Source organism: Flavobacterium sp. Sr18, assembly GCF_011064265.1.
Taxonomy (GTDB): domain Bacteria; phylum Bacteroidota; class Bacteroidia; order Flavobacteriales; family Flavobacteriaceae; genus Flavobacterium; species Flavobacterium petrolei.
In genome coordinates, this window is sequence record NZ_CP049329.1 from 1187301 (window position 1) to 1209550 (window position 22250).

At 34.6% G+C, this 22250-nt stretch carries 21 protein-coding genes; 18 read left to right on the forward strand and 3 right to left on the reverse strand.

The window, feature by feature from the left end:
* Positions 1–279: 279 nt before the first annotated feature.
* From G7A72_RS05290 to G7A72_RS05310, 5 genes are all read left to right on the forward strand, one after another.
* The gene (locus G7A72_RS05290) at positions 280–918 is read left to right on the forward strand and encodes a porin family protein (RefSeq protein ID WP_165151714.1); all 639 of its coding nucleotides are present in this window, start codon (positions 280–282) and stop codon (positions 916–918) included.
* Between the two features lie 25 nt (positions 919–943).
* Positions 944–1087 carry a lmo0937 family membrane protein gene (locus G7A72_RS05295; RefSeq protein WP_113665380.1) on the forward strand — a complete coding sequence of 48 codons (144 nt, stop codon included), beginning with the start codon at positions 944–946 and terminating at the stop codon, positions 1085–1087.
* Between the two features lie 28 nt (positions 1088–1115).
* Positions 1116–1412, forward strand: a complete 297-nt coding sequence (locus G7A72_RS05300) for a YtxH domain-containing protein (RefSeq protein ID WP_165151715.1) — start codon at positions 1116–1118, stop codon at positions 1410–1412.
* Positions 1413–1496: 84 nt separating this feature from the next.
* Positions 1497–2033 (forward strand): hypothetical protein, encoded by a 537-nt coding sequence (locus G7A72_RS05305; protein WP_113665378.1) that lies wholly within the window; start codon positions 1497–1499, stop codon positions 2031–2033.
* Between the two features lie 13 nt (positions 2034–2046).
* On the forward strand, positions 2047–2391 hold the full coding sequence (locus G7A72_RS05310) for a hypothetical protein (protein WP_165151716.1): 345 nt from the start codon (positions 2047–2049) through the stop codon (positions 2389–2391).
* Between the two features lie 79 nt (positions 2392–2470).
* On the opposite strand, the gene prfA is transcribed toward G7A72_RS05310, so the two are convergent.
* Positions 2471–3547 (reverse strand): peptide chain release factor 1, encoded by a 1077-nt coding sequence (gene prfA, locus G7A72_RS05315; RefSeq protein ID WP_113665376.1) that lies wholly within the window; start codon positions 3545–3547, stop codon positions 2471–2473.
* Between the two features lie 578 nt (positions 3548–4125).
* Between prfA and G7A72_RS05320 the strand changes: the two genes are divergently transcribed.
* From G7A72_RS05320 to G7A72_RS05330, 3 genes are all read left to right on the forward strand, one after another.
* A complete protein-coding gene (locus tag G7A72_RS05320) occupies positions 4126–4467 on the forward strand; it encodes a hypothetical protein (RefSeq protein WP_121364682.1) in 342 nt (113 codons plus the stop codon).
* 447 nt (positions 4468–4914) lie between these two features.
* The gene (locus tag G7A72_RS05325; protein ID WP_165151717.1) at positions 4915–5679 is read left to right on the forward strand and encodes a hypothetical protein; all 765 of its coding nucleotides are present in this window, start codon (positions 4915–4917) and stop codon (positions 5677–5679) included.
* Positions 5680–5758: 79 nt separating this feature from the next.
* Entirely contained in the window at positions 5759–6298 is a 540-nt protein-coding gene (locus G7A72_RS05330) for a hypothetical protein (protein WP_165151718.1), read from the forward strand.
* A 566-nt stretch (positions 6299–6864) separates the two neighbouring features.
* Here G7A72_RS05330 and G7A72_RS16675 read toward each other — a convergent pair.
* Positions 6865–6993, reverse strand: coding sequence for a hypothetical protein (locus G7A72_RS16675; protein ID WP_256371165.1), 129 nt, complete (start codon positions 6991–6993; stop codon positions 6865–6867).
* A 258-nt stretch (positions 6994–7251) separates the two neighbouring features.
* Here G7A72_RS16675 and G7A72_RS05335 point away from each other — a divergent pair, with 258 nt between their 5' ends.
* The 4 genes from G7A72_RS05335 to G7A72_RS05350 all read left to right on the forward strand — a co-directional run bounded on the left by G7A72_RS05335 (position 7252) and on the right by G7A72_RS05350 (position 10527).
* Positions 7252–7575, forward strand: coding sequence for a hypothetical protein (locus tag G7A72_RS05335; RefSeq protein ID WP_165151719.1), 324 nt, complete (start codon positions 7252–7254; stop codon positions 7573–7575).
* A gap of 128 nt (positions 7576–7703) precedes the next feature.
* Positions 7704–8261: a hypothetical protein gene (locus G7A72_RS05340; RefSeq protein ID WP_241258580.1), complete on the forward strand. Its 558-nt coding sequence runs from the start codon at positions 7704–7706 to the stop codon at positions 8259–8261.
* 453 nt (positions 8262–8714) lie between these two features.
* Entirely contained in the window at positions 8715–9797 is a 1083-nt protein-coding gene (locus tag G7A72_RS05345; RefSeq protein WP_165151720.1) for an L-dopachrome tautomerase-related protein, read from the forward strand.
* A gap of 277 nt (positions 9798–10074) precedes the next feature.
* Positions 10075–10527 (forward strand): carboxypeptidase-like regulatory domain-containing protein, encoded by a 453-nt coding sequence (locus tag G7A72_RS05350; protein WP_165151721.1) that lies wholly within the window; start codon positions 10075–10077, stop codon positions 10525–10527.
* Between the two features lie 418 nt (positions 10528–10945).
* Here the strand turns inward: G7A72_RS05350 and G7A72_RS05355 are convergent, their stop codons facing one another.
* Complete coding sequence (locus G7A72_RS05355) at positions 10946–12382, reverse strand: glycosyltransferase family 2 protein (RefSeq protein WP_165151722.1); 1437 nt, start codon at positions 12380–12382, stop codon at positions 10946–10948.
* Positions 12383–12977: 595 nt separating this feature from the next.
* Here G7A72_RS05355 and G7A72_RS05360 point away from each other — a divergent pair.
* The 6 genes from G7A72_RS05360 (at position 12978) to G7A72_RS05385 (ending at position 22180) form a co-directional block, all read left to right on the forward strand.
* Complete coding sequence (locus G7A72_RS05360) at positions 12978–15269, forward strand: DNA topoisomerase 3 (protein WP_165151723.1); 2292 nt, start codon at positions 12978–12980, stop codon at positions 15267–15269.
* 327 nt (positions 15270–15596) lie between these two features.
* The gene (locus G7A72_RS05365; protein WP_165151724.1) at positions 15597–16076 is read left to right on the forward strand and encodes a DUF6265 family protein; all 480 of its coding nucleotides are present in this window, start codon (positions 15597–15599) and stop codon (positions 16074–16076) included.
* A gap of 197 nt (positions 16077–16273) precedes the next feature.
* The gene (locus G7A72_RS05370) at positions 16274–18646 is read left to right on the forward strand and encodes a TonB-dependent receptor (RefSeq protein WP_165151725.1); all 2373 of its coding nucleotides are present in this window, start codon (positions 16274–16276) and stop codon (positions 18644–18646) included.
* A 59-nt stretch (positions 18647–18705) separates the two neighbouring features.
* Positions 18706–19848 (forward strand): PepSY domain-containing protein, encoded by a 1143-nt coding sequence (locus tag G7A72_RS05375; protein ID WP_165151726.1) that lies wholly within the window; start codon positions 18706–18708, stop codon positions 19846–19848.
* Positions 19849–20113: 265 nt separating this feature from the next.
* Positions 20114–21610, forward strand: a complete 1497-nt coding sequence (locus G7A72_RS05380) for an ankyrin repeat domain-containing protein (RefSeq protein ID WP_165151727.1) — start codon at positions 20114–20116, stop codon at positions 21608–21610.
* 87 nt (positions 21611–21697) lie between these two features.
* Positions 21698–22180: a DUF2271 domain-containing protein gene (locus G7A72_RS05385; RefSeq protein WP_165151728.1), complete on the forward strand. Its 483-nt coding sequence runs from the start codon at positions 21698–21700 to the stop codon at positions 22178–22180.
* The last annotated feature ends 70 nt before the right edge of the window (positions 22181–22250 follow it).

Below are 22250 nucleotides of genomic sequence, written 5' to 3' on the forward strand. Positions count from 1 at the left end.
TTTACATACCTATTTTGGTTTTGTAAAAGTATTTTTTTTATATAAAAACTAAATAATCAACACATTAGATATTTGTTTTCAAAATATCATCCATCATCTTCTAAACACCACTGAACTCCATCTAAAACTAATTGCTATTGCCGGTATTGCTTGATAAAAACCAAATTCTATAAAGCCACATTTAAATTCTGTAACAATATTCGAAATTGATGTAACATGCAATTACAATCGCCATCGCATCTTTGTAAAACAGAAACAAACAATTAAAAATATACAAAGATGAAAAATTTAAAGAGAATCTTAGCCGTTGTTTTAGTAACATTAGGAGCTGCAAATGCAATTCAAGCACAAGAAAGTGGAGCATCATTGGGAATAAAAGGAGGTTTGAACATGTCCAATTTATATACAGAAGATGTTGATGACGAAAATGTTTTAGCCGGTTTCAATATTGGTTTATTCGCACAACTTCCTTTAACTTCAAGCCTATCATTGCAACCAGAAGTTAGTTACACTACAAAAGGAGCGGAACTGCAATACGACAACGCATTTGCGAATGGAACAGGAAAATTCAGACTGAACTACATTGAAGTTCCTGTGTTGTTGAAAGCAAATCTTACAAAGAATTTCAATGTTCAATTTGGACCTTACGCAGCATTTCTGGTAGACTCAAAAATCACCAACGAATCCACAAATGGATCGTACAACTTTGAAGAAAATGTTAATGAAGACGACTTAAATAAATTTGATTTCGGTGTAGCTGCAGGAGTTGGATTTGATTTTGACAGTTTTGGAATAGGTGCTCGATACAATTATGGACTAAGCACTGTTGGAAAAGAAAGAACAGTTCTTGGACAAACCTATACGTTCCCAGATTCTAAAAACAGCGTTTTGAGTATATACGCAGCGATAAAATTTTAATACTAAACAGTAATTTAATAACATCATGTCAAATCTATTATACGCAGTTGCAGTGGTGCTCGTAATCCTTTGGGCGTTAGGATTCTTCGTTTACAGCGTGGGCAGCATGATTCATATTTTATTGATCATAGCAGTAATAGCCATTTTACTGCGAGTAATAAGAGGATAAATAATTTAAATTTTAAAAAAATAAAGCCATGAAAAATAACAATATAGCATTAGGAATACTTGGAGGATTAGCAGTAGGAGCGGTATTAGGAATACTATTTGCTCCGGCAAAAGGTTGTGAAACCAGAAAAAAAATCGTGGATAAAAGCACGGACTTAGCAGAGTCGCTTAAAGATTCATCGGGTAAATTATCCAATGTGATTTCGCAAACAATAAATGATCTCAAAAACGAATCCGAACAATTGTTAGGAAATACAAAAGAGGTCATTAAGGCAGAAATTGCAAATGCAGACAACTTGAAAAACATCAATAAGCCAACGCTTTAAGACACAACTTCCGTTCAGCGGAAATGTATAAAAGGTATAATTCAAAAATTAAGCTCAAAAATTTATTCATTAAAGTAAATTATTATGAAAAACACATTCAATATCAAAACAGTTTTCACAACGTTAGCTATCGTATTAGGAATAGCGACGACAAGTGCGCAGGAAGTACAAAATTACGATCAGGGATTTCGTCTTGGAGTTGGAATCAATGGAGGACTTCCTCTTGACAATCCTTACGATTTCAGTTTGGGTGCCGATGCAAGACTTCAGTATGATTTATCCCAAAAATATTCGTTGACCCTAACCACAGGATTCAGCAATATGTTTGTGTCAGGTGACAACAATGACTTGGGTTACATTCCTGCAAAAGCCGGTTTCAAAGCTTTTGTCCTTAAAGACCAATTGTATTTAATGGGAGAAGTTGGTGCTGCATTTGCAGTTACAAACGGATACAATGATACCTCTTTGTTATTGAGCCCATCCATTGGATATGCTACGGATAAAATTGACATCAGTTTGCGATACGAACACTTTAATGACTTTCCAGTTGTTAAAAACGACGTAGCTAAAGATGGTTTAGGACAAATATCGCTTCGATTAGCATACGGTTTCAAATTATAAGAAAAAACCCAAAATGAAAAATGCACTAGTACTATTCGGTTTTTTTTTCCTGACAATCACTTTTACCTCGTGTCAAAGTGAAAAGGAAAAGAAAGCCGAACTAGTTACAAACAGATACATTCGCTTTATTGATTCAGTTACCCAAAAAACTACTGCTGATGCAGCGGCCAATTGGTATACTATTGAAAAATATTTCGAGAAACAATCCACGGAACTCAATAGCACAATTGACGACTTAGAAGATACAGCGGCCTTTGATGCCAAAATTGATTCGGCAACCGCCAAATATGAAGCGTTCAGGAATTCTATTCAGCAACAAAAAGGAATTTTAAAAGGCGCAAACCTTTCAGAAAAATAATATTGGTTAGTTATGAATGCAAAAAAACCAGCGGAAAATTTCTTTTCGCTGGTTTTTGGTTTTGTAGCATTCTGGTTTCTTAGAAAGCTTCGCTGGCTTCTTTCAGTTTTTCCATGTTATTTACCAATTGAAGCTCATCAATCAATTTTTGAATTTTACCATTCATTACACCGTCCATATCAAAAACATCCATTCCAACCCTATGATCAGTAACACGACCTTGAGCATAATTATAGGTACGGATTTTTGCTGAACGGTCACCAGAACTTACTTGTGAGGTACGTTTTGTTGCATCTTCGGCTTGCTTTTTAGCTAATTCTTGTTCGTACAAACGGGAACGCAAAACACCAAAAGCTTTGTCTTTATTTTTATGTTGCGATTTCTGATCCTGACATTGTGCTACCAATCCGGTAGGAATGTGGGTCAAACGAACCGCCGATTTCGTAGTATTTACAGATTGTCCACCAGGTCCTGACGAACAAAAGAAATCCACACGCACATCATTCATATCAATTTGTACATCAAATTCCTCCGCTTCCGGAAGCACCATTACTGTCGCTGCCGATGTGTGAACACGTCCTTGCGTTTCCGTTTGCGGTACACGTTGCACACGGTGAACTCCCGCTTCAAACTTCAAAGTTCCGTAAACATCTTCGCCCGTAACTTCAAAAATTACCTCTTTGAAACCACCCGAAGTACCTTCATTCATATCTACCACAGAAGTTCTCCAACCTCTGTTTTCACAATATTTGGTGTACATACGGAACAAATCTCCAGCAAAAATACTGGCTTCATCTCCACCGGTTCCGGCGCGAATCTCGACCATCACGTTCTTGGCATCTTCCTCGTCTTTCGGAATCAACATAAACTTGATTTCATCCTCTAGTTCCGGCAATCTTCCCTTGGCTTCGTCGAGTTGCATTTTGGCCATTTCGGTCATATCTGCATCGCTGTTATCAGCAATTATTTCATTTGCTTCATCGATGTTTGCCATCAAAATAACGTATTCATCGCGCTTTTCAGCCAAAGCTTTTAAACTTTTGTACTCTTGATTCAATTGTACATAACGCTTCTGATCCGAGATCACATCCGGCTGAATAATCAAATCCGAAATCTCATCGAAACGTTGTTTTACTATTTGAAGTCTATCTAACATTTTCTTAGTCCTTTATTTAGACTGCAAAATTACGAAAAAAGTATTCAGTTTGCAAGGTTCCCAATTGAGATTGTCATTGCGAACAATGAGGATAGAATTGTGTGACAATCAGGAGCTATTTCCTGCTATTCGCTATATCTTTTTCTGGCTTCGTCTCATCGCAAAAGACGAGAGGAGACCAGAAAAAGGATGCCGCTACTATCAGGGCTAGGGCGTTTGTGTTAAAATAATTGCGTTTACGGTTTTCCGTAACATTACTGAATCAAAAGGAGTTAGTTTTGAGTAAAATATAAAACCAAAAGCTATTTAGTCAGAATTTTCTATATTAAGTTATAAAAACTAAACTGAATAATTTCAGAGTTGTAATTCTGGATAATTGGACTTCTTCTGCTAACGATGGATATAATTATGAAAATCATGGAAATATTTTAGACGGCCTCGAAGATAAAAAAGATTAAGCTTGAAAAGCAAAGAATTACTCAGTTGATGTAATGTCAAACGCAGACGAGTATAAAAATAATTAAACAGGTAAGCCGAAAACTGTGTAGAGTAGGCAATAAAAATTAAATTTAAAAAAAATGAAAAAAGTACTTTTTACATTGGCATTTGCCTTAGTTTGTGTCGTTAATGTAAGCGCTCAAACAAAAAAAGATGGCACACCAGATATGAGATACAAAGCTAATAAAGAAACTTATGGTAACTCGTATTCGACATCAAGTTATTCAACACCGACAAGTAGTAGTTCAAACTATTCAACTTCAAGCTATTCTGCACCAAAAACAACAGAGAGAAACTATGATAATGGTGGAAAATACAAAATCCAGCAAGGTTACCAAAAGAGCAATGGTACTTATGTTGCACCACACTTAAAAACTACACCAGACAATAAAACCTACAATAATTATAATCCAAAAAACTAAAGTCCTTACTGGCACTTGTTTGCAGCGAGTGCCAATTTTAATCTGCAACTATTTAGATGCGTTTGCAACACTCAAACTTTAATTTTAAAACACCCCAATTGTTCGGATATACACAAGCGTTAGGTAATTCTGTTTATAAGTAGTCGAAAACTCTTTTAGGTTCGAGAATATCATCAACTTGATTGTAATTTTCTCCACATTTTCGACAATGTCTTTGAATATTTAAACGTCTAATATAATAGCAAATTTCCTTAACATTACTAAAAAAAAGATGTTGGTTTGGAGTAGCCATTTAAACTTAATAATTTTTATCAGTATTTTCGGAAGAAATTTATATATTTGAAAATTAAATATACACTGAATTTTGTTATATAAAGCGACCCAATTTAGATGTCATAACTCTGTTATTATCAGAAATATGTAATTATAAAAAACTAAAACTTCAGAATGGTAAATTTTTTAAAAAATTACTTGACAATAGCATCGGAATTCATTGTTTTAATTTTAGCATCAATATGGTATTCCAATACAAAGGAAATTGAACCATTAATTGCAGTAATTCTTTCTGTAGTTGCTATAATAACTTCCTTAGTCACTTATTTTTCAAAAATTAAAGAAAAGATATCAGGAAACGTTATTGGTTTAGGGGAACGGAAAAATATTCATCAAGACTTTTTATACAACTACATTCCTGGCGAAGTAACAATTGGTAAAATAATTGAAGATTTAGGTCAACCATTAGTGAAAATAAAGGACGATATTGAACAAGAGTGGAATGAAAACAAGAAATTTGAATTTTGGGTTTATAAATACAAATTTTCAAATGCAGTAATTCTCTTTACGACAGAATTAGAAGACGAGAATATTATATCTATTTCTTTAGTTTGTAAACCTGACAAAAAATATCCTGTCAAATGTCGTTATTCATTTGAAGAAGACGACAAAATTTTTGGAGAAGCAACGATTACAGAAAATATAATTAAAAATTCAGAAAATTTTAAAAGTCAAAATTATGCAAGTTGGATGTATACAGCAATTACTGCTCGTTATGCAGATTTCAGACCAATAAAGTATTTATATTTCACGTACTTTATTTATTTTAATTATAAAAATAAAGCTGAAATGAAAAACCAAGAAATTGATGGAATTTGTATTTCTACAATGAGTGATGTTATGCCAATTATTCATTTTGAAGACTTTCGGTTTAATTAAATAACTAACCCTTGTAATTAGTACGAACAATAAGCTCGCGCTAGACTTTGGGTAACAAGCTAAAAGAGAAACACGAAGAATGAAATTAGACAGAAAAGATAAAATAGAAATTTTTGAAAATGCAATTAGTTGGATTGTAGTATTTGCAATGTTTTTTTATGGTGGAGGTAAAATAGTACAATTTGATGGAGCTTCTGAAATTCACAAAACTGTTTCAGAAATGACTGGAATGGAATTGATGTGGGCTTTTTATGGTTACTCCAAATCATATGCATTAACATTAGGACTTTTTGAAATAATTGGAGGAACATTAATTTTGATAAAAAGAACTAGAATTATTGGTTGTTTGTTTACATCTACTATACTTGTAAATGTGATTTTACAAGACATATATTTCGAAGTGCATCTTGGAGCTTTGAAAGCTGCTATTCTATACCAAGTATTAATTCTAATGATTTTATGGTTAAATAAAGATAAAGTTATTCAAAGCATAAAGGCATTAATGAATTTCAATACACCTCAACAACCAAAAAATAAATTTATAATCAAATTAGTTATTGCTTTCATTTGTTTTGTACTACTAAGAATAACAGAATACTATATAACAATTAAATTGTAGAGCCAATTACCAAAAATTACTACAACGGATTTAGGTATTTGGCTTAATGGAAAAATGGTTTTATATTTGGGATGATTTGCTTCGCCTGTTCGCTATAGCTCGGGTGGCAAATCCGAAAATAGGACTTAATTTAGTCTCAAATTGCTTGTGTCGCGAGAACGTCAGGCTAAGAAATCCTAATATATGAATCAAATAAGTAGACAATCATAATCAGCTTTTATGGTCGAGAAAATGTTTTTTAAGATCCGTATATATTTCACAGGAATTGTAACAATTGCCATATGGACACTTTTAGCCTGGAATTATTATCATGGAGGTGTGCCAAGTCACCATATTTTGAACGATAAAGACTTACCGGAAATCTCTAATTGGTGGGGTGGACTGCTACTTCCTTTTTTAACTTGGTTTCTTTTGTACCGAATCCAAAAGAGAATTGTTCGTCATAACAATGGAAGGTCTGAAACGTCAAATTATCAAAAACATACACTTTACAGATTCACTGGTTCTTTATTATTCGGGGTGCTGCTATCTGTCTTTTTTACTTTTGGCCATTCTGATTTATCGGGTTACATGATATTGGGACTATTGCCATTAGCCCTGTACTTTCCAATTTTTCGGGCAGAATGTCTTCTAGGTTTCGTTATTGGCATGACATTTACATTTGGTGCTGTACTTCCAACTGGTATCGGATCCATATTAACATTAGTGAGTGCAATACTATATATATTCGTCCGACCTGGAATATTATATATTGCATCAAAGTTTGTGCAAATTGCATCGTCAAATAAATAAAGAATAACAATTAAAAGCCCGATTGCTCGGATATCCATAATCGTTAGCGCAGTTTTGCAAACTGTTCCCACAACGAAAAGCAAATAAAATAATAGACAAACTGGATAGGATTGCTTCGTTCCTCGCAATGAAATAAGCCTATCATTAACAAATAAAAGCTAATGATAGTTTCCATCACTAAAATCGAGTTAAATTCATACCTGAAACTGATTCCTTTTTTTAAGTTCAATGGGCAAATCATAGCAGAGCTGCAACAAGCCAACTGTAAAAAACACAAAGTAGCCGGCAGTTGGAACGGGAGAGTTTGGTACACCATGACGTTATGGGAAAATGAAAATGACATTGACGCTTTTTATCACAATGGCACCCATCTGGCAGCGATGAAACAGTCCGGAAAATTCTCCTCCAAAATTGAATCTCGTCGCACACAAAACGAGGATTTGGTACGTTGGAAAGAAGCAAAGAAATTGTTTGGTAATAATTAATCTCATGCCAGCTCTGCGAAGTATGAATAAGTCGTATCAACAAAATATAATCGGGATTGCTCTGCGAAGTCTCCCGACTTCGTAGTAAGAATTAAGTAAGCAAAACAATAATTCACATTAAATAAATTATGATTAAACCAAAAACGTTATGCGCAATAGGACTCGTTTTTTTCGTTACGAGTTATGTATTCTTTGCTCTTATTTCATTGAACACTCAAAAATATATTGATCTGGCACATTGGTTTAATTTAATTGGAGCTGTGTTACTATTTTCTTTTAATAATGTATTTCCCAAGAACAAGATTAACACCGGAGCTTCTGTAATTACAACTCTGGGAATTATTGCTCATATTGGACTTTGCACAATTGATTTTATTATGTGGAGTTTTGGTAATGATGCTATTGGCAGCGAAAAATTAAGAGAACAAATAAGTAATACACCATTAATCTTATACCCATTTATTATTGTTGGTCCGTCTTTACTTTTTATAGGTTTGGCTGCTCATGCGCTAAACTTCATCAAAACAAATCCAATAAGCACTCTTATGGTAGTAATAGGCGGTCCTTTTGTTGGACTTTCCTACTTCATTTGGAATAATGGTTTTCTAATGTTAATCAGCTGTATGGTATTTACTTCCGGATTAGCTTTACTTCTATTTCGAGAAGAGGTAAAAAGATGGCAATAATAAAAGGGACAAACTATTCTTCTAAGTAGGATGAATTTAAATTTTGAGCACAATCATAGCGTTTGCAACGCGATAACTTTACCAGCTCTACGAAGTATGAATAAGTCGTATCAACAAAATATAATCGGGATTGCTCTGCGAAGTCTCTGACTTCGTAGCCATCCAATAATCAATAAACACAGGGAAATAAAATTTGCTAAAGTTAGAACGACATACAGCAAAATGTGCCCACAACGAGAAGCGAATAAATAATAGACAAACTAGATGGGATTGCTTCGTTCCTCGCAATTACTCAAACAAGTCGCTAGGAAATAAACCGGATCACTCGGATATTCACAAGAGTTACCGTAGTTTTGCAAACTGTGTACACAACGAGCAACAAATAATAGGAATGGGATTGCGTCGTTCCTCGAAATGACTTAATCCATTCGCCCACAGATAAAACCAATTAAAATGAAAAAGATCCTTTTTATATTTTCAATAGTTACATTCTTTGTTTCGTGCAAAGAAACAACTAGCAAGAAAGCGGCCGAAGTTAAAAACCAACAAGTTGACAGCACAGCGAATCAAGTGATAGCAGTTGCTGCCTTCAAAGGGCAACAAGTTACCGGAGTCACAGTTACTGATGCCGGGCGTATTTTTGTAAACTTTCCGAGATGGAGAAAAGGAGTTGATGATTCCGTCGTGGAAATAACAAATACTACCGTTCAAAAAAGCTATCCCGATGAAAACTGGAATTCTTGGGAGATTGGACAGCCAGTTGTAGCCAATAAATTTATTGGAGTACAATCAGTAGTTGCCTTTGAAAACCAATTGTATGTTTTAGACACCAGAAGTCAATTATTTGAAAATGTACTGGATGCACCTCGTATTTTTGTTTTTGATTTAGCTACTGATAAATTAGTTAAAACCTATATTCTAGATAAAAACAGCTACCACCCTAATTCTTATATCAACGATCTTAGGGTAGATAAAAAAACTCAAAAAATCTATCTTACTGACTCAGGAAACTCTGGTATTGTCATCCTAGACATTAAATCCGGTCGTTCCAGAAGAGTTTTAGACAACCACAAATCAACATCTGCCGAACAAGGCTTTTTGACATTTGGAGATAAAAAATGGAAAAATACTATTCATTCAGATGGAATAGCCCTGGACACTGCAAACGACCGACTATATTTTCATGCTCTTACAGGATACAGCCTCTATTCAATTGCAACAAATATGCTTGACTCTGAAGATGAAAAAAGCAGGGAAGAAAGCGTTCGATTTGAGGCAAAAACTGCCGCACCAGACGGAATGCTATTTGACCAAAACGGTAATTTATATTTTGCCGATTTAGAAAATAATAAAATCCAGTATCGAAAACCAGATGGCAGTATTCAAACTTTGGTAGAAGGTGACAAGATAAAATGGGCAGATACATTTAGTATTTATAACAACTACTTGTATTTTACAAACTCAAGAATAAATGAAGTTACTGCTGATATTTCAAATTTGACTTTTACTTTAAACAAAATCAAATTAGCTGAGTAGTAAAAAAAATTCTTTGACAAATCCAGTATTTGCAACGGATATAAAGTTTACTGCTATCAAACATTCGTTTTTAGTTTCAATAAATGATAAAAAAATGGGTCCGAAAAATCGGATCCATTTTTTTATTAAGCGAATACGTTTCACTACTTTCACAACTTGCAAATCCACAGCTACAGTTGCGCAAAGGTTGGATGTTTTTAAAATGTAATTACGCATAGTAACTTAGCTTTCAACTGCAACTAATTTCAAGTTAGAAATAATTACAGGATTTAAAACCATGAAAAAACACATCTCTCTATCAGTAATACTTACCTGTCTATTGGTTTTGGTTAGTTGTTCTTCCTTGAAAAAGGATCTGATTCCCACTTATAATGCAGGAGGATATAGAATTATCAACAGCAAGGAAAAGTCGATACCAAATTCTAATGAATTAATCATTTCGGGTAAAGTGTACGATGTCAAGACAGGCAAACCGCTTAATAATACAACATTGCTAACATCTTGTCTTAAAACTCAAGTTTCCTCAAAAGGAGAATATGCTGTAAAGACTGAAAATTCAACTTATAATAATTATTTTATTGAAGTAATTTCAATTGGCTACAAAACAATTCAAACTAATTTTATTGATCTAAAAAATAAAAAAGAAATTACTATTGATTTTTATTTAACAGAAGACGACAGACCTCTGATTAACTGTGAGGGAGGCGCAAAAGAAATGAAATCCAAATAAGTACTTGATTATAAGATTTTTTAAAGTGTTGCCGTAGCATTTTATGCCCATGAGCATGAACAATAGACAAACTGGATGGGATTGCTTCGTTCCTGGCAATGACCTGCTCTAACACTAGTGTTTCTTTCTTTTGTTATTATGAAAATAAAACGAAATCTTTTAGCCCTGATGATAGCGGCATCTCCCGATATAGAAAAACAAGGCTTTTTCAGCCGTAGATTTTATTAATCGGGAATACAGCGGACAGCAGGACGGTTCGTGATTGAAAACCCGTTCGTTCTGCTCCTAAAAAACAGCACACCCAAAACCATAATAAACAACCTAATCCCTTATTCTGAAAAAAAATTAACCAAAAAAAAAAGACTTGATATATTTTAAAATATTTCAAGTCTTTTTTGTGTCAATTACAAATTAGCCATTATTCTTGCTGCGACAAACCTCGTGTCAACCATCCGCTTTTATTAGCGGTAAAAATAGCATAAGGCAAAATCCAAAACAGACTAAAAGTATAAAAAATACTGTACGTATACGCCCAAAAGGATTCTAGAACTGAATAGCGCCTTGCATAAAATAAGACCGGAAAGCTGGAAAAAATTAATATTCCTAAAAGCGTAGAACTAATCACTAAAATAGGATGCGTGAGGATCAGAAACACCATAAGTAGCAGGAAAGGAATGGCCATAATTATCTTTAGCGACTGGTTTAAAAACAAAAGCCTGGTTCCAAATTTTGCTCCATTTCTAAAATTCTTGAAAACATATTTTGCCATCATAATATTTTCGCGGACGTTGCTTCTACCCCATCTGATGAACATTTTATACAAACCGGTATATTCTTCCGGTACGTTAGTTAAAACCAAAGCATTCTTCTGGAATAGCACCTTAAATCCTTGTTTCAATATCATATTCGTTATTGCACGATCTTCGCCAATATCCGAAGGTTTTCCCATAAAAGTTTGGTTAATCCATTCCGGAAGACACTCAAGGACAGCCGATTTACGATACGCTGCTGCTGCTCCCGGAGTACATAAAACAGAACCTAAACTACTTTCTGCTGAACGCATGAATTCAAAACTCATTACGAAACTCACATTTAACATTTTAGGTAAAATAGCTTTTTGATTGTTCAAAACCTGAACATTTCCAGCTACAGCACCACAATCTTCGTTGGTAATAAACGGAGTTACCAGATTTCGCAACGTATCCACTTTGACAATCGAATCACTATCTACTGTTACAAAAATTTCTCCGGTACCCATCTTAAAGCCACGATCCAACGCATGACGCTTCCCTTGGTTTTTAGGTTGCTGATAAATAGACAAACGATCCCCTAATCTCAATTTTGCCTCTTGCATCCAATACCAAGTATCATCTTTACTACCATCATCTATGGCCAATAACTGCAATTTATGTTTGGGGTAATCGCTTTCTGCTAAGCTAATCAACGTATTCCAAACCAATTTTCCTTCATTATAAGCAGGAACAATTACCGTACAAGTGGGTAATAACTCATCTGCTACGGATTCAATAGGTTTATAAATTAAATAGAGATACAGGTTAAATAAAAAGACACTCGCATAAAATACAAATAACGTAATGGTCAGAATCAAAAATGACAATCCCCAGAACGAATTGACTCTGTCATTATGTAAGGATTCAAAATCAGATTGCAAATTATAAACCAATAACGCTCCTGTTATAAGTAGTACAAATGTTCCAAACAGCACTAAAACCGCTGTTGGACTGCTGTTTTTCTTAAAATTAATTTTGAATGACCTGAAATTAATTCGAAAAATGGAACTCAAATCAGGATTTGGAGAATAAACTTGTTTTAAAATACTGGTTTCATTTTTCATAATTGACTATTAAAATTGTAGGTTGTTTCATTTAAATCTCACTTTTCATTTTTTTTGTTTATTTACTGTGGATACAAAATAAATACTCACATAAAATGGACAGTGGAAATTATACAGTTCGATTTTACAATACTTGTTCCAAAATCATAAAATCATAAAAATCAATACATTACTAAAAACACGTCAAAATACAATTGGGTAATTATTACCCAATTGAGGTGTATCTACACAACATTTACCCACTTGAAACCCGTTATCATAAGCTTCACGTTATTGAATACAAACGGAGACAAATCCATAAAAATGAGCAGATGCGGAACGCTGATTTCGGCCTGTAGAATAAAAATCTGTTTCCACTATTTTATATTTTCTTTCGTTATTATGAAAATAGAACGAAATCTTTTAGCCCTGATGGAAGCGGCATCCCACGCTTTTTCGCGTGGATACAGCGGACAGCAGGACGGTACGTGATTGAAAAAACTATTCGTTCTGCTCCTAAAAAATAGTACCCCCAAGCCGTTCATAACTCCTACCGATTTCTTTTTAATACCAATTTCTAAATTCCTAATTTGCGCCCTTAAACTAGAAGGAGAAAATGAAGGTCTGTATTGCCGAGAAACCAAGTGTAGCGCGCGAAATCGCATCCGTTTTAGGAGCCAATACCAAGCACGACGGATATTTTGAAGGCAATGGTTATCAAGTAACGTATACTTTTGGGCATTTATGTACCTTAAAAGAACCGAACGATTATAAACCGCACTGGAAAAGTTGGGACCTCAACAACTTACCGATGCTTCCCGAGAAATTTGAAACCAAGGTGGTGGAAAATTCGGGGATCCAAAAGCAATTCAGAATCATAAAAAGTTTGTTTGATAAAGCCGATTTGGTCATCAACTGCGGGGATGCCGGGCAAGAAGGAGAACTCATTCAGCGCTGGGTCATGAACGAAGCAAAGTACAAAGGCGAGGTAAAACGCTTGTGGATTTCATCCCTGACGACCGAGGCCATTAAAGAGGGTTTCCAGAACTTGAAACCATCCGCCAACTACGATAATTTATATTATGCCGGATTTTCCAGAGCCATTGGCGACTGGTTACTGGGTATGAATGCCACGCGTTTGTACACCGTAAAACATGGAGGATACAAGCAAGTTTTGTCTATCGGAAGGGTACAAACGCCAACTTTGGCAATGGTTGTGGAACGATTCAAAGAAATTGAGAATTTCAAACCGCAACCGTATTGGGAATTGCAAACCTTGTATCGAGAAACGCTTTTTAGCTATGAGGAAGGGCGTTTTTTGAAAAAGGAAGATGGAGAAATTCTCGCTAATAAAGTCAAAGAAAGTGAGTTCGAAATTGTTTCTGTCGAAAAAAAGAATGGTAATGAGTTTGCACCAAAACTATTCGATTTAACAGGTTTACAGGTATATTGCAACACGAAATTTGGCTTTACGGCAGACGAAACACTTAAAATTGTACAGACTTTGTACGAACAAAAAGTAGTTACGTACCCGAGAGTCGACACCACGTTTTTACCAAATGATGTGTATCCAAAAGTACCGGGGATTCTGAAAAACCTGACTAATTATGCTGCGTTGACGCAACCGCTTTTGGAAAAAAAGATAAAAAAATCACCCAAAGTTTTCAACGATAAAAAAGTAACGGATCACCACGCGATTATTCCAACAGGGATTCAAAGTAATTTGCAATACAATCAGCAGCAAGTGTATGATATTATTACAAAGCGATTTATTGCCGTGTTTTATGACGATTGTTTGGTTGCCAACACTACCGTAGTCGGGAAAGCTGCCGAAGTTTTATTTAAAACCACGGGAAAAGAAATCTTGAAAAAAGGATTTCGAGTTGTTTTTGAAGATCCAAACGCCAAAGAAAAAGAAACCGATATCTTACCGAGTTTTGTTGTGGGCGAAAAAGGTCCTCACCAACCTTCGTTTTTAGAAAAAGAAACTAAACCACCTAATCAATTTACCGAAGCTACCTTATTACGTGCCATGGAAACTGCCGGAAAACAAGTGGATGATGAAGATTTACGGGAATTGATGAAAGAAAACGGTATTGGTCGTCCATCTACGCGGGCCAATATTATAGAAACGCTTTTTAGACGCCAATACATTATAAGAAACAAAAAACAGGTTTTGCCAACACCAACGGGAATTCAACTGATTGACACCATTCAAAATGATTTGGTGAAGTCGGCTGAACTGACAGGTTCTTGGGAAAAGCAACTGAAAGATATTGAAAAAGGAACGTTTACCGCGGGTTCTTTCATCAAGAATATGAAAAACATGGTCGAAACTTTGGTGTACGAAGTCCGAAGCGAAACGAGACGCGCCAATATTTCGCATGCAGGAAGTGTTCAAAAAGAAGTGGTAAAAGTCGAGAAAAAGAAAGCAGCCGGAATTTTGGCGGAAGCCTGTCCGAAATGTAAAAAAGGAACACTTATCAAAGGAAAATCTTCGTTTGGGTGTTCTGATTATAAAGCGGGTTGCGCATTTTTATTGCCTTACACTTTTGCAGAGAAAAAAATATCCGAAAATCAATACTTGCGATTGCTTCAAAAAGGATCTACCGTAAACTTAAAAGATTTTAAATCGGATGCCGGAATTGTGGAAGGTTTACTTCGCTTTGACGAAAATTTCCAACTCAAATTAGAACCCAAGAAAACTTTGGCGAAAGCTATTCCGGATGAATTAACCTGTCCGAAATGCCAGAAAGGAACGGTGATAAAAGGAAAAACGGCTTATGGTTGCAGTCAGTATAAATCAGGCTGTGATTTTAAAGTGACTTTTGATACGGTAAGATTGAAACTAAAAGATCAAAAGCCTACGAAGGAATTGGTTTATACTATTTTGAAAGCCAGTGTTTAATTTTTCACCATATAAGTCATATAAGAACATTTAAGTTTGCTTTTAAAAGAAAGATTAATACCCCTTTCTTAACTGAAATACCTAATAAATTTTTGAGATTTAAAACATATAAGTCATATAAGATTATTGAGGTTAGCTGCAAAACAATTGCTTATAAGTCCTTAAATAGCTTACATGGTTAAGTTTTTTTTACGGTTGCATTTTAATTATTTGTTTGAAAAGTATTCAAAACTCTAGTCTTTTTTGAAAATTTAAAAACTAAAAAAAGAACACTATTCTATTTTTTCATAATTTAGCTCCATATAAATAACCCATAAATCTAAGCTTATGTTTCAAAAAACGACCTTTATACTGCTTTTGCTTGCTTTGGTTTCTTGTAAAGATTCTGATGCTAATGAAAAAGAAAAAATCAAGGCTGCCAATTGGCTTTTGGGAGATTGGGAAAACAAAGCCGTTGATGGTACTCTAACCGAATATTGGAAAAAAGTAAACGACAGCACTTTTCAAGCGCGATCTTATTTCGTAAAGGAGAAAGACACATTGCATTTTGAATCCATCACTTTGCAACAAAAAGGGGAAATGTTAACCTATACTGCAACTGTAAAAGGACAAAATAATGACAAACCGGTTGCTTTCAAATTGACAACTGCAACAGAAAAGCAAATGGTTTTTGAAAATCCAAAACACGATTATCCACAAAAAATAAGTTATACCCAAATTACTCCTGACAGTTTAGTGGCAAAAATTTTGGGAATCCAACAAGGGAAACCAAGTTCCGAACAGTTTTCGATGAAAAAAATCAAATAAAAATGTAACATTTTATAATCCAATCACAACCTTGCTCGAAACAGCAAGGTTTTTTTATGCTCAAAATATTGTAAATCATCGGATTAAAAAATTATTTTTAATTAGTCTAAATAATACTTGTTAAATAAAAATTAAAATTTACTTTTGCTTTATTCTTATTCATTCTAAATAAATTTAAACTAATTTAATTTTTAATCATGAAATATTTGAAACAACGAATCCCTCAATTTATTCTTCTTACCTGTTTATTGCTACTTTCTGTAACCACTGCATTTGCCCAAAACTCCGGTAGCATAAAAGGTTCCATTTTGACAAGCGATAATCAACCTGCCGAAGGTGTTTCGGTTTCTATAAAAGGAGCAAACAAAAACACTATTGCGGATAACAATGGAATTTTTACACTAAAAAACATGCCCGAAGGAGTTCATATCCTAAAAGTTACTTTAGTTGGGTACAATGACTTGGAACAAGAAGTGAAAGTTACCACTGGAGAAATTACTGTTGTAGCATTACGACTTACTTTATCGAATAATGAACTCAACCAAGTGGTAGTTTTAAGTAACAAAAGTGCTTTCAAAACTAATCGTGTTTCATCTACTTTACGATTACAATCACCAATTATTGAAATTCCTCAAAATATTCAGGTCATAACGGGAAAACTTATTCAAGACCAACAAATTTTTGACATGCTAGAAGGAGTAACTCGTAATGTGAGTGGCGCGACAAGAGTGGAACATTGGGATAATTATGCCAATATTACTATGAGAGGCAGTCAAGTGGCCGCTTTTAGAAACGGAATGAATGTAAGTTCAACTTGGGGACCACTTACGGAGGATATGAGTATGGTAGAACGTATCGAATTTGTAAAAGGTCCGGCAGGATTTATGCTCGCAAATGGTAACCCAAGCGGTTTTTATAATGTAGTTACCAAAAAACCAAGCGGACGTACTAAAGGAGAAGCGAGCCTAACGCTGGGCAGTTTTGATATGTATAGAGGAACATTAGATTTTGACGGAAAGTTGAGCAAAAACGGGAAATTATTGTATCGTATCAATGTAATGGGCGAAAAGAAACAAAGTTACCGTGATTTTGACTTCAATGACCGCTATACTTTTGCACCTGTTTTAAAGTATTTAGTAACTGATAAAACCGCTATCACAGTGGAATACACACAACAATTTTCTAAAGTAAATGCTATTGGGAGTAACTATGCCTATTCTAAAAGAGGATACGCTGATTTGCCTAGAAACTTTACTACTTCAGAATCAAATTTAGATCCTACAAAAATGACAGAAAGAAATATTCTTGCCATTTTAGATCATAAAATAAGTGATAATTGGAAATTAACAGCTCAAACATCTTATCTTAATTACCAACAAGAAGGAATGTCTTTATGGCCAAGTGGCTTTGACCCTACTAATGATGCGATTCTGAAACGTGCTGGTGGCAATTGGGACATTTTAGGAAAAATATATGTTGGACAAGCTTTTGTAAATGGTGAAGCTAAAACAGGATCCATAACTCACAAAATATTATCCGGATTGGATTTAAGTGATAAAACATTTTTTCATGACTGGTCACAATCCTTTACAATGCCCGATTTAGACATATACAATCCGGTACACGGAACGCTAGCTGCTTCTCCTACTTTTGACAGAAGCAAAAGTCTGGAAGATAGAGGAGTTAAATACCAAAACAGTTACAAAGCACTATATATTCAAGACGAAATAGGCTTCTTTGATAACAAACTGAGAGTGACATTAGCAGGAAGATATACCCAGCTTAAAACCTATGACTATTACTCGGGAGCTACAAAAAATAACAAATTTACACCAAGAGTAGGATTGAGTTATTCTATTGATAAAAACACAGCTGCTTATTTTGTAAATGACCAATCTTTCAATGAGAACTACGGTACGGACTGGCAAGGCAAATCTTTTAATCCCCAAACGGGCGGAAATATAGAACTAGGTTTGAAAAGAGACTGGTTGAACGGAAAATGGAATTCAGTTGTTTCTGTTTATCAAATCACCAAAAACAATGTACTAACATTAGATCCCGAACATTCTAATGCTACATATCAATTCAGTAGAGAAAGCGGGCAACAAAAAACAAAAGGATTTGAGGTTGACCTTAGAGGAGAAATTTTCAAAAACCTTGATCTTATTGTAAATTATGCTTTTACAGAAGGAAAAACAACCAAAGATACAGATGAATCTCTTGTGGGAACTCAAGTTGCAGGCACAACCAAACACATTCAAAATGCTTGGTTAAATTATAAAGTAGACAGAGGAACGCTAAACGGAGTTGGGTTTTCATTAGGATACCAATATCAAGTAAAGAGAGCGCCTTGGTTTATTTCACCTAATAATATAGGAATGTTACCTGACTATTTCCGATTGGATGGAGGTGTTTCTTACCAAAAAAACAAAGTATCAGTTAATCTTGTTGTCAATAATATCTTGAATAAATACTTGTATTCTGGAGGATATTATAGCTATAGCGATATGTATTACTGGCAAACAGAAGCCGGAACCAACATGCGCTTATCTGTTGGATATAAATTTTAGAGTTAGTTAGTTTTGTTTCACTAAACTCCTCATTTTGTTGAGGAGTTTAATCCTTTTTTATGAAAAATAATAATTTCAAAAAACTGATAGGAAAAATACACCTATGGTTGGGTTTATCATCGGGCATTATAGTTTTTATAATCGCCATTACGGGTTGTTTGTATGCTTTTCAAGAAGAAATACAAAACATCACTGAAGAATACCGTTTTGTAAAAGAACAGAATCTGAACTTTTTGCCTCCATCAAAATTAGTTGGAATTGCTAAAAAAGAACTTCCAAATAAACTGCTTCACGCGATAAAATACAACGAAAAAAATAATGCTGTAGAAGCTGAATTTTATCAATATGAACCCTCCTATTATTATACCGTTTTTATAAATCCATATACAGGAAAAGTTTTAAAAACAGTAAACCACGAGGAAGGATTCTTTGCTTTTATACTCGACGGACATTTCAACTTATGGCTGCCTCATGAAATTGGTCAAGTCGTAGTTTCCGTGGCTACTTTAATTTTTCTGGTATTGTTAGTGTCCGGATTTATTCTTTGGTATCCAAAAAATAAAAATGCAGCAAAACAACGCTTTTCGTTCAAATGGAAAAAAGGCACCAAATGGAAAAGAAAAAATTACGATTTACATAACATCACTGGTTTTTATGTGCTCATTATCGGGATTATTTTTGCCATAACGGGATTAGTTTGGGGATTTCAATGGTTTGCGTATTCCTACTATACCATGTCCGGTGGTGAAAAATCATTGCTCTATGAAGAACCGCTTTCGAAAATAAATCAAAAAGTTTCCACCACGATGGTAAAACCATTGGATGCGGTTTGGCTTCAAATGCAAAGAGAATATCCATTGGCCAAATCCATTGAAATTCACCCGCCAGAAACAAATATGTCCACAATAGCGGCAAATGCAAATAGCGATAAAGGAACGTATTGGAAAATTGACTATCGGTATTTTGATCAATACAGCTTGAAAGAGATGTCTGTTTCTCATATTTGGGGAAGAAAAAAAACCGATAAAATTGCTGATAACCTGATGAAAATGAATTATGATATTCATACCGGAGCGATATTGGGATTACCCGGAAAAATATTCGCCTTTCTTTGTAGTTTACTCATTGCAAGTCTGCCAATATCCGGATGCTACATTTGGTGGGGACGAAACAGAAAAAAGAAAACAGGGGTTTTGAATTAATCCAATTAAATAATTTCAAGTTCCTTCTTTAAACCTTTTCATAAATTTGATATCTAAAGTAGTGGGAACTAAAAGATACCTTTTTTCAAATTATCGAAAGAAAGATTGAAATATAAACAACATAATACATTAAATATTTCCTGATAATTGAGTCTTTAATAATTGGAATTATACTATTTATTTTTACATTTGTGTTATTTTTATTTATTCTAAATAACTTAAAATAATTTTCTTTACAATAACTAAGAACCCTTATAAAAACATTATGAAAAAGAATCTTTTCATCTCTTTTGCCTTAGTCGCCACTTTATTTGTGAATGCGCAGCAAAAAAACACGCTTTTGGAGCAATCTTTTTGGAAAACAAGTCCAGATGTAAATGCGGTAAAAGCTGAAATAGCGCAGGGAAACAGTCCGTCAGCCTCCACTTCAAATGCTTTTGATGTCATTGTTATGGCGATTAATAATGATGCGCCAGCAGCAACCATACAATTCTTACTGGAACAACCAGGGAATGAAGTCGGCAAATTGACACACGACAATCGTATCTATTTACACTGGGCCGCCAATAAAGGAAATGTAGCAATTGTAGAATACCTTATCAGCAAAGGCTCAGACCTTAATCTAGAAGACAGCAAAGGAGAAACTCCGCTAACTTTTGCGGCAGTTGGAGGTCAAAGCAATACCGCTTTGTATGAGGCTTTTTTTAAAGCTGGAACTGATCCAAAGAAAAAGTATAAAGATGGTGTTAACCTATTATTAATGGCAATTGCATCCGACAAAAACCTGGCGCTTACTACCTATTTCACCTCCAAAGGAATGTCAATTAAGGATACTGATAGTGATGGAAATACTGCTTTTGATTATGCTGCGAAATCAGGAAACTTGTCATTATTGAAATCCATATTAGAAAAAGGAGTAAAATATACTGACAATGCATTGCTTTTTGCAGCACAAGGTTCCCGTAGAGATGTTACTTCTCTTGAAACCTACAAATATTTAGTTGAAGATTTAAAAATCAAACCAACTGCTACAAGCAAATCAGGTGAAACGGTGCTTCATTCATTAGCAAGCAAAGCCAACCAATCTGAAATCATTACTTACTTTTTGTCCAAAGGCGTAGATGCTAATAAAGCCAATAACGAGGGAAATACGGCATTAATGGCTGCAGCCTCAGCTAGAGATATTGCGGCATTGGAACTATTATTACCAATAGTAAAAAACAACAATGTTCAAAATCTAAAAGGAGAATCGGCATTGACAATGGCTGTAAAAACAGGAACTCCTGAGGCTCTAACAGTACTTTTAAACACAGGAGCTGATGTAAAAGTATTGGACAAAGACGGAAACAATTTAGGATATTACTTGATTCAATCCTACAGACCATCAGGTCGCGGACAGGAGGCAACGGCTCAAGATCCTTTCGAAACCAAAATAAAATTACTTCAGGATAAAGGTCTAAACTTGGCTACTCCTCAAAAAGACGGAAATACATTGTATCATTTTGCTGTAATTAAAAACGATTTGGCTTTATTGAAAAAAATCGCCGCTTTACAAATCGATATCAATGCCAAAAACAAAGATGGCTTAACCGCTTTGCACAAAGCAGCTATGATTTCAAAAGACGATGGTATCTTGAAATACCTTATTTCTATGGGTGCCAAAAAAGAAATTACCACTGATTTTGATGAAAGCGCGTATGCTTTAGCTAAAGAAAACGAGTCGTTGACAACTAATAAAATAGCTCTAGAATTTTTAAAATAACAGTATGAAATCGCCGTGATACAAAATCACAAACAATAATAAACAATGGCGCTACCATATTTCTTAAAAAACAAAATATTATCTCATATGAAATCAATCCTAAAAATAAGCCTAACAGTTGCGTTCCTATTCCTTTTGTCCTTTCAAGCGACAGCACAAACCAGTAAATACAAATGCATGCTCCAAATGTCAAATTACATGGGGGAAGGCGCTTATATCGTAGTTTCACTTGTAAACGTTAAAGGCGAATATGTAAAAACACTGTATGTAATGGGTGACGATAAAAAATGGTACAAAACACTTAAAGAATGGCATAAATTCTATTCTAAAAAACCGGAAAATATCAGTGCCAAAACGGGAGCTTCCGTTACTGGTGGCGATCGCAGCATCACCACAATAGAAATTGAAGATGCTAAAATCAACAAAGGATTTAAATTGCGCTTTGAAACTGCAGTAGAAGATCATAAATATTACACCACTGATTTAGAAATTCCACTCACAACTGAAGGAATAGCGGCAAAAACAGAAGGTAAAAACTATATTCGCTACGTAAGATTGAACAAAATCTAAAAAAACGGCTTTTACATTAAACCATATAAGTCATATAAGCTTTTACAAAAACGTAAAACTTATATGGCTG